Genomic DNA, 14,371 nt, shown 5'->3' with positions numbered 1-14,371 from the left:
CCAGCGGACCTCGGCGCCCAGCGCGACGAGGGTCTCGATGAGCACCGCGGTCTGCACCGTCATGTGCAGCGAGCCGGTGATCCGTGCACCGGCCAGTGGCTGCGACGCGGCGTACTCCTCACGGATGGCCATCAGACCCGGCATCTCGTGCTCGGCGAGGCGGATCTCCTTGCGGCCGAAGGCCGCCAGGGAGAGGTCGGCGACCTTGAAGTCCTGGCCGTTGACAGCTGTCGTCATGCGGTCTGCTCCTCATGGTTTCGAGCGGGAGTGGGTATCGGCTGTCCGGCGGCTGCGGACACACGTGTCCCCTGCCGCACCACAGTCCGTCGGAGGCCCTCTCTCCCTCGGCCGGTCCGTGATACGGGCCGCCCGACCGCCATCAGCAGCGACGTCTGTCCAGTGACGAATCTACACCGATCGGCGGGACGGACCCCAGCCCGCATCCCGTCCCGACCACCGTACCGGGGCAGTGTCCCGGGCACCTCCGGTACGCCGGGCGCGGAGCCTCTCGCAGCTCGGCGGGGGTGCCGTGGGGAGGTCCCGACCGGCCCGCGGACCCGGCCCCGCGCCCCTGCGTGTGACCGGACGAACACCGGATGATCCGGAACGCCGGGCCGAAGGCTGAACGGGGCCCCACCGCCCGGGCGGTGACCGGTGGAGGAGCCCCGTTCAGCTGTGGGCGAGTGGGCCGGAGTCAGCTCCGGTCGGCACCACCCGGCATCTTCGCCGGGTCCGAGCCGGCGGCCGCGGCAGCCTCGTCGTAGATGTCCGGCTCCAGGTAGATGACACGGGCGATCGGCACCGCTTCGCGGATCCGGCTCTCCGCGGCGTCGATCGCATTCGCGATTTCGGTGGCCGTGCCCTCGTGGTGCACAGCGATCTTGGCGGCGACGAGCAGTTCCTCCGGCCCCAGGTGCAGGGTCCGCATGTGGATGAGCCGGGTCACGACGTTTCCGTCGACGACGGCCGCGCGGATCTTCGCCACCTCCTCGCTGCCGGCGGCCTCACCGAGCAGCAGGGACTTCGTCTCGGCGGCCAGCACCACGGCGATGATCAGGAGCAGTGTGCCGATGCAGAGGGTTCCGATGGCGTCCCACAGCCCGTCGCCGGTGACCACCGCGAGCCCGACGCCGCCGAGGGCCAGTATCAGACCGACGAGCGCGCCGAAGTCCTCGAGGAGGACGACGGGGAGCTCGGGCGCCTTGGCGCGGCGCACGAACTGGGTCCATGAGAGGTTCCCGCGGAGCTGGTTCGACTCCTGGATGGCCGTGCGGAAGGAGAACGCCTCCGCGATGATCGCGAAGACCAGAACCCCCACCGGCCAGTACCAGTCGGTGAGTTCGTGCGGGTGCTTCAGCTTCTCGTAGCCCTCGTAGACGGCGAACATGCCACCGACCGTGAAGAGCACGATGGACACGAGGAAGCTGTAGATGTAGCGCTCGCGTCCGTAGCCGAAGGGGTGCTCCTCCGTCGCCTCGCGGCGGGCCCTCTTCCCGCCGACCAGCAGCAGCCCCTGGTTGCCCGAGTCGGCGAGCGAGTGCACGCCCTCGGCCAGCATCGAGGACGAACCGCTGAACGCGAAGGCCACGAACTTGGCTGCTGCGATGGCCAGGTTGGCGCCCAGCGCCGCGACGATCGCCTTTGTTCCGCCTGACGCACTCATGTCTGGCGTCCGCCCCTTCCCTCGTCCGACGGCGTTCTCGCCGCGCTCCGGCCGCACATTGTTGCAGCCACCCGGCGGCGCCGGTCGGTCAGGCCACCGCCGTCGCGCGGAACACGGTCCCCCGGCCGGAGAGGGCAAGAGGCTCGTCCGCCGGCACGAAGACGGAATGCCCGGGTTCGAGGGTGAGCGCGCTCTGCGGGCTCTCGACCGTGACCGTGCCGGCAGTGCACAACAGGATCTGAGCGGACGCGCACACCAGCTCGGCCGCTCCAGCCGACTCGGTCAGAGCGAAACGGGAGAGACGGAACTCGTCGATGGGGGTCTCGTACACCTCTTCGGCAGTGGCTCCGGCGGCGCGGGACGGGCGGATCACGCCCGGCGGGGTCGCTGCGAACCGCACCACGCGCAGGAGTTCCGGAACGTCGACGTGCTTGGAGGTGAGGCCGCTGCGCAGCACGTTGTCGGACCCGGCCATGATCTCGACGCCCAGCCCCCCGAAGTAGGCATGCGGGACGCCGGCGTCCAGGAACAGTGCCTCGCCGGGCTCCAGGCGTACGTGGTTGAGCAGCATGGCGGCGATGACACCGGGGTCCCCCGGGTACCGGTCGGCGAGGGAGGCGTAGGCGGCGTAGGCCCGGCGGTGCGGGCCGTCCTCGTCGACGAGCCGGGCCGCTGCGGCCGCCGCCTCGGTGACGGACTCCGCCGTCGCGCCCCGGTCCGCGGTCAGGACGGCGGTGAGCACCTCGCGCAGCGCTGCCTCCTCCGGTCCGGCCCGCAGGATGTCGACGTACGGCTTGAGCGAGTCGACCTCGAGCGCCGCGAGCACTCCGGCCGCCTCGGCGGGCGGACGGAAGCCGCACACGCCGTCGAACTCGGTGAGGGCGCAGAGCAGTTCGGGCTTGTGGTTGGCGTCCTTGTAGTTGCGGTGCGGGGCCTCCAGCGGCACTCCGCGGGCCTCCTCGTCGGCGAATCCGGCCCGCGCCCGGTCGAGATCCGGGTGTACCTGGAGGGAGAGGGGCTGCTCGGCGGCGAGAATCTTCAGGAGGAACGGCAGCCGGGTGCCGAACCTCGCGACGGCGGCCGCGCCGAGTTCGCCCTCGGGGTCGGCGTCGATGATCTCGGTGAGCGGCCTGGCGCCGGCTCCGCGGTCCACCAGGGAGGGAGCCCCCGGGTGCGCGCCCATCCACAGCTCGGCCTGCGGCTCACCGGTGGGCTCCGTGCCCAGGAGGTTCGGGATGGCTGTGGTCGAGCCCCAGGCATAGGGGCGCACGGTGTTGGTGAGGCGGTCCATGCGGGTGGTTCCTGACTCTGGTGGGACGTCGAACTACGGCGCTCTATGGTCGCTCTCGCGAGGCGAGCGCCAGGTAAACGGCGGTGAAATCCGCGACGGCGAGGAGTTCCGCGACGGCCTCCAGCGGGCTGCCCTCCTCCGCCTCGAGTTCGCTCACGGGGGTCTCGTGGCCGAGTGCCAGCTCCCGTGCGGCCGGGGCGGCCGACCGCCCGCCCGCGGACCGGTCGCGCAGCAGAACCACGCAGGCATGGAGTGCCTCGGGCTCCTCGACCCGGTCCCGGAAGAAGTCCTCCGGGTCGGCGCCGGCCGCGAAGGCCCCCGACAGCAGGGTGTTGTGCAGCATCAGGGCCTCGGGCAGACCGGCCGTGAGGGCGGGCCGCCCGGCGACCGATGCCAGTACGTGGGCGAAGCGACGCGCCGCGGCGCCCGCTGCCGGGCCCTCGCTCCACAACAACGGCAGGGCGTCGGCCAGTTCGGCCGCGAGGGTCTTGGCGGAGTTGCTGTAGGTGGCGATCGCCGGCCCGCAGCGCTCGGCGACCCGGTCCAGACGGTCGGCGACGCGGTGAAGGGCGTCGGGGGGTGCGGAGACGAGCCCCATCCGGTCGATGACGGCGAGCAGCGGTGTCAGCAGGGCCCACAGCAGCCCCGGGTGCTCGCTCTCGCCGTAGGGACGGTTTCCTTCGGCCGGCTGCTCGTACGGGGCGGAGGCGAGCGGGATCGCGAGCCCGTGCCGACTCGTCACCTCGCCGGTGAGCGGTGCACCGCCGGGGGTGACGGCAACGATCGCGCAGCCGCGCCGATAGGCCTGGTCGACGAGAGCCGTCAGACCCGGTTCGGTGCCGTCGGCGGTGACGACGAGCAGCAGGTCGGCGGGCCCGGCCCAGCCCGGCAGCGACCAGAGCAGCGCTCCGGGGGCGGCGAGGGCTCCGGTGGGGCTGATCAGGCCGACGGGCACGTTGCTGCCGACCAAGGCGGAGAGCAGATCGGTGACACTGCCGGTGTCCGGGCCCGAACCGGCCACGAACATGGCCCGCGGTCGCCCCTCCGGACGGAGGTCGGCGACGCCGGCCTCGGTTGCGCTCCGGGCGGAGGTACGGACCCGGGCCCCCGATTCCGCGGCCCCGCGCAGCAGGCCGCGGGTGTCCATGCGGGCCAGTTTCTGGGGGGCGTCGAGCAGCGACTCGTCGAGCATCGGTCTGTGGCCTCCGATCGCAGGGGCAGCTGGAGTCGGGGGTCCGGGGCCCGGCCGGGGATCAGGCGGGGCGGCGGGCCTCGTCGACGAGCAGCACAGGGATGCCGTCACGGACGGGGTAGGCCAGGCCGCAGCTCTCGCCGGTGCACCGGAGCTCCTCCGGCTCGCCCTCGGCCCCGGCCGCGGTCTGCGCGCGCAGCGGCGCGTGGCAGGCGGGGCAGGCGAGGATGTCGAGGAGACCTGCTTCGAGCGGCATGGGTTTTCCCTTCGTGATCTCCCGGCGACCGTGCGGGGCGCGGAGAGTGGTCGGCCTCGTCAGGGTACCGCCGGGCCGCCTGCGAGGCGCGGCCCGGCGACGTCGGGCACGATCAGGCGCGGACGATGGCGAGGACCTCGTCGCGGATCCGGTGGACGGTCCGCTCGTCCCTCGCCTCCACGTTGAGCCGGAGCAGCGGCTCGGTGTTGGAGGCACGGAGGTTGAACCACCAGTCGGCGGCGGTGACGGTCAGGCCGTCGAGTTCGTCGAGCTGCGTGTCGTCGCGGTCGCCGAAGGCTTCCCTGACCGCCGCCGCGCGACCCGCCTGGTCGGCGACGGTGCTGTTGATCTCGCCGGACGCCGCATAGCGGTCGTACTGGGCGACCAGCGCGGAGAGCGAACCCGGCTGCTCGCCGAGGGCGGCCAGGACGTGCAGGGCGGCGAGCATGCCGGTGTCTGCGTTCCAGAAGTCGCGGAAGTAGTAGTGGGCCGAGTGCTCGCCGCCGAAGATCGCCCCGGTCTCGCTCATCTTCTGCTTGATGAAGGAGTGCCCGACCCGGGTGCGGACGGGGGTGCCGCCGTGCTCCTTCACCACCTCGGGCACGGACCAGGAGGTGATCAGGTTGTGGATGACCGTGCCCCCGTCGTGCTTGGCGAGTTCGCGGGCGGCGACCAGGGCCGTGACGGCGGAAGGGGTGACGGGCTCGCCGCGCTCGTCGACGACGAAGCAGCGGTCCGCGTCCCCGTCGAAGGCCAGGCCGATGTCGGCGCCGGTCTCCCGTACCTCGGCCTGCAGGTCGACGATGTTCGCCGGGTCGAGCGGGTTGGCCTCGTGGTTGGGGAAGGTGCCGTCGAGCTCGAAGAAGAGAGGGACGAGATCGAGCGGCAGCCCCTCGAACACCGTGGGGACGGTGTGCCCGCCCATACCGTTGCCCGCGTCGACGACGACCTTCAGCGGCCGGATGCCCGTGAGGTCGACCAGCGAGCGCAGGTGCGCGGCGTAGTCGGCGAGGACGTCCTGCGCGGTGATCGTGCCCGGGGCGGCTGCGGGCTCCGGACGGCCGCCCTCCGCCCACTCCTCCACGAGGGCCCGGATGTCGGCAAGGCCGGTGTCCTGGCCGACCGGGGCCGCACCAGCCCGGCACATCTTGATGCCGTTGTACTGGGCGGGGTTGTGGCTCGCGGTGAACATGGCACCGGGCAGACCGAGCCGGCCGCTGGCGAAGTACAGCTGGTCGGTGGAGCAGAGGCCGATCTCGGTGACGTCGGCGCCGAGTGCGGCGGCGCCGCGGGCGAAGGCCCGGGAGAGGCCGGGCGACGACGGCCGCATGTCGTGCCCGACGACGATCGCGCTCGCTCCGGTGACACGGACGAATGCCGCGCCGAACAGTTCCGCGAGCGACTCGTCCCACTGGTCGGGGACGACCCCTCGCACGTCGTATGCCTTTACGATCTGCGACAAGTCGGGCACAGCGCAACCCTTCCGGAGTCCTGGGCCGCCAAATCTACCCGTCGGGGATGACATCGTTGCCGAAGGGCCTCACCGGAGTGGAACGACAGGGCCCGCAGCCGGCCGTGCGCGAGCGGCGCCGGTGTGCGGAGTCAGGAATCGGGCGAGCGGAGCACCCGCAGGTGGCCGCGGCGGGCGACCTCGAGCGGATCGGGCGCCGGAGCCCTGCCGGGAGAGCCTCCCGTCGCCTCGGCGCGCTCCTGGGGCCGGGCGGCTTCGCGCACCGCGTTGGCGAGTGCCTCGAGGTCGTCACTGCTGGGGCCGGAGTCACGGTCCTCGACGGCGAGCCGGACCACTTCCCAGCCGCGGGGTGCGGTGAGCCGCTCGGAGTGCTCGGCGCACAGGTCGTAGCAGTGCGGCTCGGCGTAGGTGGCGAGCGGCCCGAGCACGGCGGTCGAATCCGCGTAGACGTACGTCAGCGTCGCGACGGCGGGACGGCCGCATGCGGTGCGCGAACAGCGACGTACAGGGCTCACGAGGTTGGACGGTACCGCACTCTTGAGCGGGCCGCGACGACTCTCCACGACCTCACTCCGCCGTGTCGCCTTGACGTCCGCACCCGGCCTGACCTGCGGACACCGGACCTGACCTGCGCCTGCCTCCGGACCGCGAGCGGAAGACGACGATGAATGCGGTCACCGACTCGTCCCGATAGCGTCATTCGTCTTGGAATATCCGCTCAGAACTCTGCCTGTGAGCGACCTCGAATATGGCCGAAATGTTCAGGATCGGACATGACATGCACGGGCGGGCATACTTCCGCGCCGTTGTGCCGCGACGGCTACTCTCGTAGTCGATGGACAGTCCCGTGACTCCCCGCCCGACCGAGCCGCGCCCCCGGCGCCGCGACCGTCACGGCCGCGGTATGCGCGGCCCGATCGCGCCGCCGCAGGTGCCGCTCGCGACGAGCCGGTCCGACGCATTCGTCGATCTCGTGCACGACTCGGTGCAGCGGCTGGAACGCCGCTGGACGCAGCTCGCCGATGTGGAATTCACCGTTCGCGACGTCCCGCCCCCCGCCGGCGAGGGGGATCCCGACGGCTGGGCGGACGACCCCGTTCCGCTGGGACGGCTCGACACGGCGGACGGGAGCGGGAACTCACGCATCGTCATCTACCGCAGGCCCGTGGAGATCCGCACCAAGGGCCGTGAGGAACGTGCGCTGCTGGTCCACGAGGTCATCGTCGAACAGGTCGCGGAACTGCTGGGGCTCGCACCGGAGTCCGTGGACCCGCGTTACGGCCAGGACTGAGACCGCCCGGCCCGGGGTCGCTCCCACCCCGGTGCGGACGGGCGGCGCCGGCGGAACCCGGGCCGGCCCCGTCGTCTCGAAGGGCCCCGCCGAGCCGGGCCGGCTCAGTCGTTGAGCAGGGACAGGTCCTGCTCGGCGTGCGGGACGTTCACCGTCCCTCGGTCGTCCGGAATCGTCTGGACGGTGAACATGGGGATGCCGCCCTGCGGGATCGCGAGCATCCGCGACGCGTGCACCGGACCGCCGGACACGGGCTCCACGGTCAGTGCGTAACTGCCCTTGCCCGAGGACGGGAACGGCGGCTCGACGGCCTTGGTCGTCCCGCCCTTGACGGTGTACGTCCGGGAAACCGGGCTGCCGCCCTCGCTGCCTGCGGACACCGTCACCTTGACCTTCGCCGTCCGCCCGGGCGCGACCAGCGCGAGGGTGGAGCGCTTGGCCCGGTTGTCGGCGACCGTGCCCCGGTCGCGCAGCGGCTCGACGGCGGGCACGAACGCCGTCTCCTGGTCCGATCCCTTGCCCCGGGTGACGCGCAGGGCTGCGACCACGGGAGCGCCGCTGCCGCCGTCCGCAGGGGTGAGCACCAGGGAGCCGGGCTCGCCCTTCGTCAGGTCGCCCAGGTCGATCGCTGACGTCATCCCGCTCTTGACGTGCAGCGTCTCGTGCCCGGCGGGCGTCAGCCGGCCTGATGGGCCGGCCAGTCGCACCTTGAGGTCGGCGTCGTCCTCGCCGGTCGCCAGGGCGACGAGCCGCACGGACGTGGCGTCCTTCGGGATTCCCGGCAGGACGACGCTGCCCGACGGGTCGGCCGCCGGCGACAGCCAGTCCCCGCCGATCCGGTCGTCGAGGGCCTCGACCGCCGCACCGACCCGGCCGGCGCGCGCCACGGCATGCAGGGCGACGTTCGTGGTGGGCTTCTGCGTCAGGGTCGACAGCAGGACCTTGACGGTGGAGCGCGGCGGCACGGTGATGCCGTCGCTGACGGTGGTCTTGAGCTTGCCGCCCCTGCCGTACAACTCGAGGTCCACGACGGCCGCGGTGGGGTCGGGGTTCGTCAGGTGGACGAAGTCCTGCCGCTCCTTGGCCGTGCTGGCCGACGGGAACCAGAAGTCCGTGTCGGGGGCGGTGCAGGCGGTCCCGAGGACCCCCCGGCCCCGGCCCGCCGCGACCACACTCGTCTGCTGCACCGTCCAGCCGGGGGCGAGCGCCCCGTCAGCGGTCCCGGTCAGCGCGGGGGCACTGGAGTCGGAGGTCGTGGCGACGACCGGCGAGCCGGGGGACTCGAGCGGCACGACAGGCTTGTCGTCCTTGCCCCGGCCGGCTCTGCCGTCCGCTCCGGCCTTGCCGTCCTTGCGGCCTCCGAGTCCGGTGGCGGTGGTCGCGGGAAGCAGCCCGGCGCTTGCGCCCCCGCCGCCCGGCTTCGCCTTCCCGCCGCCGGGGGTGAAGGCCGTGTACTGGGTTTCGGCGAGATCCGACGCGGTCGGTGCCGGGCACACGAGCGCCGAACGCTGGACCGGCAGCCGGGCGGCCGGCGCTTCGGCGGCCTCCGGGCCGGGAGCCGCGACGGCTGCGACGCCGGTGAGGAGCGCCAGAGCCCCGAAGGCCCCGATCAGGGGGAGGTTGCTGGGTGTCACTGGTACTCGCTCCCGTCGCGGCGGGGTTCCGGCACGCCGCCGTCACCGTACGTCGTCTCGCCCTGGGGTCCGCCGGGCGCAGCGGGACGGGTGTAGCCGTACGGGTCCGTGTACGGGTCCGCACCATCGGGGCCGCCGTACGGACCGGTCTGCGCGGGTTGCTGCTCGCCCCCGTACGAACCCGGCCCGTAGGGGTCGGCGGGACCGGACGGGTACGTGTCCGCCGGGTAGCCGCCGTACCCACCGCTCTGCGGGTGGCCTGCGTCGTGGTGACCGCCGCCGGCGTAGGCCGGGTCGTTCCAGTCGGCGTACGCGGGCTGCTGCGGGACGTCGTGGTGCTCCGGGACCTCGGCCCAGTAGCCGCTCTCGTCGGCTGCCGCAGCGAAGGGCTCCTCCGGTCGGCGCGCCGCGCCGGTTGCCGGCCGGACGCCCTGCTCGGCCTCGGCCGCGGCGCGCAGTCGCCGGGCTCGCCGTCCTTCGCCTTCCGCCGGCTGGGCCGGCACCGCGTCGGCGGCGGTTTCCGGGAGGTCGTCGTCGATCTCGCGGCGTCGGCCGGGCAGGGCCAGCACGAGAACCACGGCCGCCAGCAGCCCTTGAGCCGCCAGCCAGCCGGTGTGGGTCAGTGGCGTGTTGACGGTCAGGTCCAGACGTCCGCCGTTCGCGGGCAGTTCGAAGCCCTGTGCCCAGCCGTCGACGGTGACGGGCTTCAGCGGCTTGCCGTCGAGGGTGGCCTGCCAGCCGGGGTCGGCCTTGTCAGCGATGCGCAGGACGCGCCCGGCCGGGCCGGACGGGACGTTCGTGTGGGCCTCGACCGGACCGGCCGCCACGGCGACCGGCTCGCGCCCGGAAGCGGAGTCCTGACCGCGGGCGCTCTCCGGATCGACCACGGCCACCCGGGAGACCCGCTGGTCCACGCGGTAGAGCGAGCCCCCGTCCTGCTGGCTGAGCCGGGTGAGGCCCGGGGTGGCGTCGAGGACTCGGGTCATTTCGCGGGGGGCGCCGTCGCGGACCAGCAGGTAGCGCACGGCGTATCCGCTCAGGCGGCTTGTCTGGTCGGCCCCGGAACCGGCGACGAGGTTGGCGACGATGTCGGCGAGTCGCGGGGGGGTTCCGGCCTCGGCGGCGATGTCTGCGTCACCGAGGCGTCCTCCGGACCCCCGGACGAGGGTGTAGGAGACACGGGAACCGGAACCGCCGAGTACCAGCGTGCGCGCCTGGTCGCGGGTACGGCTCTCCTCCGCGACGAACGCCGGGACCTGGACGGGGTCCCGCCGTTCCACCGGCCCGGCTGCGCCGCCGGTCATCCAGCCGGCCGCGGTGAGGAGCGGGGCGGCTGCGGCCGCGAGGGCGATCAGGCCGGCGACCGGCTGGCGCCAGCCGAAGCTCTGCGAGGCGACGCGCTGGCGCGCTCCCTCGGCGCCGACGGCGGCCGCGCAGATCAGCGCGAGACCGTAGACGAGCGTGGCCGGTCCGGCCCAGGCGACGCTGTTGGAGAGCGCCGCGAAGAGGAAGCCGACGAGGGCCACGGTCCAGGCGACCCGGATGGCGGTGGTGCGCTCACCGCGCAGCAGGGCCGCGAACGCCGCGAGCACCACGCCGATGAGCAGCAGCCCGCTGTCCGCCTTGGGCCCGCCGGGGCTGAGCGCGAGGAGTTCGAACGCGGAGGCGCCACCGTTGCCCACGGTCTGGCCGACCTCGGTCAGCAGTGCGCCGGGGTGCGTCAGCAGTGCGAGTGACCACGGCGCCAGTACGACCAACGGCGTGACGACGACGGAGAGGAAACGCAGCCCGTAGGCCGGGAGTTGGTCCTTCTCATCGCGCAGAAAGCGCAGCAGAAGGACACCCGCGGCCAGACACAGCGCGATCGGCCAGACGATCGGGGTGAAGGCCGAGGAGAACGTGACCAGGACCGTGTGGGCCCACACGGCGCGCCAGCTCGGGCGCTGGCCGGGACGCAGGCGGAGTCCGGCGGAGGCCACCGCGGTCCGGGCCATCAGCGGCAGGACGATCGCGAGGACTGCTGTGCCCAGCCGTCCTCCCGCGAGCGCACCCGTCGTGGCCGGCAGGAACGCGTAGGCGACGCTCGCCCAGGCCCGCAGCGCCTTGGACTCGACGAGCGGGCGGGACGCGAAGTAGGCGGTGAAGCCGGCCAGCGGGACCGAGCAGACGAGGAAGAGCGTGATCGCCAGGCCGGTGCTGCCGAACAGGAGGGTGGAGAGCAGCGCGAAGACAGCGAGGTAGGGCGGGGCGGAATCGGTGGCTCCGATACCCACCGGATGCCAGTACGCGGTGAAGCTGCCCCACAGGTCGGAGGCGTCGCTCGGCGCGGGCAGCAGGGAGCCGCCGGACAGGGCCCCCGGACCGAGCAGGTCGCGGCATGCGATGAGGGAGACGAACAGCAGGACGAGGAAGAGGACCGGACCGGGCCTGCGGGCGATCCGCTTGAGCCGGGCGAACTGTTCGACCTCGAGGAACTCCGCGTCGTCGCCCCCGGGGCCGGTCTCGACGGCGCCGTGCCGGCCGCCGGAGGCCAGGTCGGGCTCGGAGCGGCCGCCGAAGTTCCCGACGACCTGCTCGAAGGTGGCACGGACGGTGGCGCCGGGAGGCGGGAACAGCGGCCTGAGTTCGCGGTGTTCGACGGCGGGTTTACCCCGCATCCTCCGTGCGGCGAGGATCCGTTCGGGCCTCAGCAGGACGCCGAGGAGCCCGGTGATCTCGTCGAGGGCCTGTCCGGGGACCTTGCCCACGAGATAGGCCAGGGTGCGCAGCAGGGTTCCGAGGACCAGGCGGAGCAGGACCCACGGGAGCCCGCGGCCGGAACTGTTGACCAGGAGCGTGTACACGGCACCGGCCTTGTCCACGCGGTGCGGGCTCGCGACCGAACGGCCGACGCAGTCGATCGGCCGCCGCTCGCGGGCGGAGGCCTCGGCGTGCCGCATGACGGCCTCGGGCGCGACCAGCGCCCGGTGGCCGGCCGCCTGGGCGCGCCAGCAGAGGTCCACGTCGTCACGCATGAGGGGCAGTCGACGGTCGAATCCGCCGAGCTCCTCCCACACGTCGCGGCGGATGAGCATGCCGGCGGTGGAAACGGACAGCACCTGGCGCACCTGGTCGTGCTGGCCCTGGTCCTGTTCGCGGCGTTCGAGCCCGGTCCAGCGGCGACCGCTGTTGGCGATGCTGACGCCGGTCTCGAGCAGCTGCCTGCGGTCGTACCAACTGCGCAGTTTGGGGCCGACGATCGCCGCGGAGGGGGCGGCGTCGGCGACGCGCAGGAGTTCGGCGAGCGCTTCGGGCTCGGGTGCGCAGTCGTCGTGCAGCAGCCAGAGCCACTGGACGGGTTCGCCGTGCGGGAGTTCCGGCATGTCGTACGCCTCGTCGCGCCAGGTGCGGGTGACGGGGTCCCAGCCGCTGGGGCGCTTGAGGTAGGGCAGGTCATCGGGGGTGAGGACGCCGGCGGTGCGGGCGGCCTCGTCGACGGCGGTACCGAAGCTCGTACGGCGGGCGAGGTGCAGAACGCGGTGGGGGCCGAACGACTCCGCGAGCAGGGCGGCGGATTCGTCGGCGCTGCCGGTGTCGGCGGCGACGAAGTTCTGGACGGGACGTGTCTGACCTGCCAGGCCGGCGATCGCCTGGGAGAGCCAGCGGGCGCCGTCGTGGGCGACGAGCACGGCAGTGACGACGTGCCGCGGGAATTCCGGTGTGCCGGCGGAGGACGCTGCGGCCGTGGTGGCTGCCGGGCGGCCGGCTGCCGAATGACTGTGCACGGACATCGAGGTACGGGCCCCGGTTCGCTGGACTGTGGTGGACACGCCCGTTGCCCGTCGGGGTCGTTGGCGCGCGTCTCGGACGGGCCACCACACTAACGGCTCACCCGCCGGGCCGGTGCGGCGTGTGCGAAGCGGTCCGCCTCACCCGTCCGAGCGGGGAGGCGGACCGGGGTCCGTGCTGGGTGTTTGTCCGGTGCTGTCCGGCGGGCGGTTCCGTCGCCGGGGTGCAGCTGCCGCCGTACTCGGGGATCGGCGGGCTGACGGGGCTTCGGACAGCGAGTCAGACAGCGGCCTTCTTCAGACGTCGCCGCTCACGCTCCGACAGACCGCCCCAGATTCCGAAACGTTCGTCATGGGCGAGTGCATATTCGAGACATTCGGAACGGACCTCACAGGCCAAGCAGACCTTCTTGGCTTCACGGGTGGAACCGCCCTTCTCGGGGAAGAACGACTCGGGATCGGTCTGGGCGCACAGAGCGCGCTCCTGCCACCCGAGCTCCTCGTCCGCCTCCTCGACCAGCAGTTGCTGGAACAACTCGGTCATGCGCGCCCCTCGTCTGTCTTTGCTGCCCCGTGACAATGTCGTTATCGATGACGACCGAACGACACGAGTGAAATTACAAGTGTGCCGATCCGCGGCAGTCAAGCCGAGATCTGCTAATGAGCCCCTTATTCACTCTCCGGAACCAAGAGAAGCGAAAAGTATTCAAAACGCTATAAAAGTCCGAACCCTGGGCTCGCATCTCCGCCATGAACGCCCGTCAGGCGGGACGTCACGGCCACTGGCCCGGCCGCTGCCCCACGATCCGCCGTTCCGCACACCGTGACCCGGAGCCGGAAGGCCGGCTGCACGTGGGGCGCCGGTTGTTGCGCACTTGTCCCCACGCCCTCCTGCACAAACCTTTCACCAGGCAGAGCAATCAGATGAGGTGAAACACATGCGAGAGAACGCACATCAGGTTGACATCGCGCCGCCAGAACCGATCTCCTTGGATGCATGTCAGTGACGCATGCCCTCTCCAGGACTCGCGTCCGCACCCGGTGCGGCGCCGAGGACCGCTGGGCTGCCCCTGCGCACTGTCTGCGTTCGCGCGTTCTTCGCTGTTGTCGCTGTTCCGGCTGTTGACGCTCCCGGCCCCCCACGGCCCGGGCATCAGCCACCTCTCCGCCGCCACGTCCGGCGCCCGTGCATCACGCATCGCGCACTTCAGGGCAACACCCCTGCCGCGCTCCAGCACACGCGAGGAACCTCGTCCATGAACAGCGACGTCCAGATCGCCGGCGACCTGCTCGCCGTCCCCCACCTCCTTCCGCCCGTCCCGCGGCACCCCACCACCCTCGCCGAGTACGCCGGGCTGCTCAGGGCCGTCGCCGCCGACCGCACCGCCTGGTCGCCCCTGGTCGCGTACGACGCCACGAGCCGCTGGTACCACCGCCTGCGCACCGGACCCGGCTACGAGCTGTGGCTGCTCAGCTGGGTGCCCGGCCAGGGAAGCGGCCGCCACGGCCACGGCCGCTCCGCCGGACTCCTGACCGTCCTCGACGGCGAGCTCACCGAGCACTCGCCCGGCCCGGGTACGCCGGACCGGCCCCGGGTCCTGCGGCCCGGCGACCTCCGCGTCCTGCCCGCGGGACACATCCACGAGGTGGTCAACGACACGCTCGCACCGGCCGTCAGCCTGCACCTCTACCATCCCGGGCTCACCGAGATGCCGATGCACCCCCGGAAGGCGCAGCCCGCCGCGGCCCGTCCGGACGACGATCGCGCGCCGGCCGCTCTCGAGGGCACCCGCGGCTGACGCGGCA

Annotated in this window: 12 protein-coding genes; 2 read left to right on the top strand and 10 right to left on the bottom strand. The window is 72.5% G+C overall.

All coding sequences use genetic code 11. From position 1 onward, the window contains the following. The 7 genes from M1E25_RS18085 to M1E25_RS18055 all read right to left on the bottom strand — a co-directional run. The coding region (locus tag M1E25_RS18085; RefSeq protein WP_251416775.1) for an adenosylhomocysteinase at positions 1 to 237 on the bottom strand (237 nt) is incomplete at its 3' end. A 457-nt stretch (positions 238 to 694) separates the two neighbouring features. Continuing rightward, the gene (locus M1E25_RS18080) at positions 695 to 1,663 is read right to left on the bottom strand and encodes a cation diffusion facilitator family transporter (RefSeq protein WP_251416773.1); all 969 of its coding nucleotides are present in this window, start codon (positions 1,661 to 1,663) and stop codon (positions 695 to 697) included. Positions 1,664 to 1,751: 88 nt separating this feature from the next. Then, positions 1,752 to 2,954: a mannose-6-phosphate isomerase, class I gene (gene manA, locus M1E25_RS18075; RefSeq protein WP_251416770.1), complete on the bottom strand. Its 1,203-nt coding sequence runs from the start codon at positions 2,952 to 2,954 to the stop codon at positions 1,752 to 1,754. Positions 2,955 to 2,997: 43 nt separating this feature from the next. Next, positions 2,998 to 4,146, bottom strand: coding sequence for an SIS domain-containing protein (locus tag M1E25_RS18070; RefSeq protein ID WP_251416768.1), 1,149 nt, complete (start codon positions 4,144 to 4,146; stop codon positions 2,998 to 3,000). Between the two features lie 61 nt (positions 4,147 to 4,207). Continuing rightward, complete coding sequence (locus M1E25_RS18065; RefSeq protein ID WP_251416766.1) at positions 4,208 to 4,402, bottom strand: Trm112 family protein; 195 nt, start codon at positions 4,400 to 4,402, stop codon at positions 4,208 to 4,210. 112 nt (positions 4,403 to 4,514) lie between these two features. After that, complete coding sequence (locus M1E25_RS18060) at positions 4,515 to 5,873, bottom strand: phosphomannomutase/phosphoglucomutase (RefSeq protein ID WP_251416763.1); 1,359 nt, start codon at positions 5,871 to 5,873, stop codon at positions 4,515 to 4,517. Between the two features lie 131 nt (positions 5,874 to 6,004). After that, positions 6,005 to 6,436, bottom strand: a complete 432-nt coding sequence (locus tag M1E25_RS18055; RefSeq protein WP_251416761.1) for a DUF3499 domain-containing protein — start codon at positions 6,434 to 6,436, stop codon at positions 6,005 to 6,007. Between the two features lie 272 nt (positions 6,437 to 6,708). On the opposite strand from M1E25_RS18055, the gene M1E25_RS18050 reads away from it, so the two are divergent. Next, entirely contained in the window at positions 6,709 to 7,164 is a 456-nt protein-coding gene (locus M1E25_RS18050; protein ID WP_251416758.1) for a metallopeptidase family protein, read from the top strand. A 104-nt stretch (positions 7,165 to 7,268) separates the two neighbouring features. On the opposite strand, the gene M1E25_RS18045 is transcribed toward M1E25_RS18050, so the two are convergent. The 3 genes from M1E25_RS18045 to M1E25_RS18035 all read right to left on the bottom strand — a co-directional run bounded on the left by M1E25_RS18045 (position 7,269) and on the right by M1E25_RS18035 (position 13,109). After that, complete coding sequence (locus tag M1E25_RS18045; protein WP_251416756.1) at positions 7,269 to 8,798, bottom strand: DUF5719 family protein; 1,530 nt, start codon at positions 8,796 to 8,798, stop codon at positions 7,269 to 7,271. Beyond that, entirely contained in the window at positions 8,795 to 12,568 is a 3,774-nt protein-coding gene (locus M1E25_RS18040) for a glycosyltransferase (RefSeq protein ID WP_251416833.1), read from the bottom strand. The genes M1E25_RS18045 and M1E25_RS18040 overlap by 4 nt, the downstream gene beginning before the upstream one ends. A 277-nt stretch (positions 12,569 to 12,845) precedes the next feature. Beyond that, positions 12,846 to 13,109 (bottom strand): WhiB family transcriptional regulator, encoded by a 264-nt coding sequence (locus M1E25_RS18035; RefSeq protein WP_176161945.1) that lies wholly within the window; start codon positions 13,107 to 13,109, stop codon positions 12,846 to 12,848. 712 nt (positions 13,110 to 13,821) lie between these two features. Here M1E25_RS18035 and M1E25_RS18030 point away from each other — a divergent pair. Then, positions 13,822 to 14,364, top strand: coding sequence for a cysteine dioxygenase (locus tag M1E25_RS18030; protein ID WP_251416754.1), 543 nt, complete (start codon positions 13,822 to 13,824; stop codon positions 14,362 to 14,364). Positions 14,365 to 14,371 lie beyond the last annotated feature (7 nt).

It is taken from the genome of Streptomyces meridianus, assembly GCF_023703325.1.
GTDB lineage: Bacteria > Actinomycetota > Actinomycetes > Streptomycetales > Streptomycetaceae > Streptomyces > Streptomyces meridianus.
The sequence above is the reverse complement of the archived record's forward strand: the minus strand, read 5'-3'. Positions and strand labels throughout refer to the sequence as shown.

Excerpts from the sequence above, each read along its gene's own strand:
- M1E25_RS18080 (WP_251416773.1), bottom strand. The coding sequence starts at position 1,663 with ATGAGTGCGTCAGGCGGAACAAAGGCGATCGTCGCGGCGCTGGGCGCC.
- manA (WP_251416770.1), bottom strand. The coding sequence starts at position 2,954 with ATGGACCGCCTCACCAACACCGTGCGCCCCTATGCCTGGGGCTCGACC.
- M1E25_RS18070 (WP_251416768.1), bottom strand. The coding sequence starts at position 4,146 with ATGCTCGACGAGTCGCTGCTCGACGCCCCCCAGAAACTGGCCCGCATG.
- M1E25_RS18065 (WP_251416766.1), bottom strand. The coding sequence starts at position 4,402 with ATGCCGCTCGAAGCAGGTCTCCTCGACATCCTCGCCTGCCCCGCCTGC.
- M1E25_RS18050 (WP_251416758.1), top strand. The coding sequence starts at position 6,709 with ATGGACAGTCCCGTGACTCCCCGCCCGACCGAGCCGCGCCCCCGGCGC.
- M1E25_RS18040 (WP_251416833.1), bottom strand. The coding sequence starts at position 12,568 with ATGTCCGTGCACAGTCATTCGGCAGCCGGCCGCCCGGCAGCCACCACG.
- M1E25_RS18035 (WP_176161945.1), bottom strand. The coding sequence starts at position 13,109 with ATGACCGAGTTGTTCCAGCAACTGCTGGTCGAGGAGGCGGACGAGGAG.
- M1E25_RS18030 (WP_251416754.1), top strand. The coding sequence starts at position 13,822 with ATGAACAGCGACGTCCAGATCGCCGGCGACCTGCTCGCCGTCCCCCAC.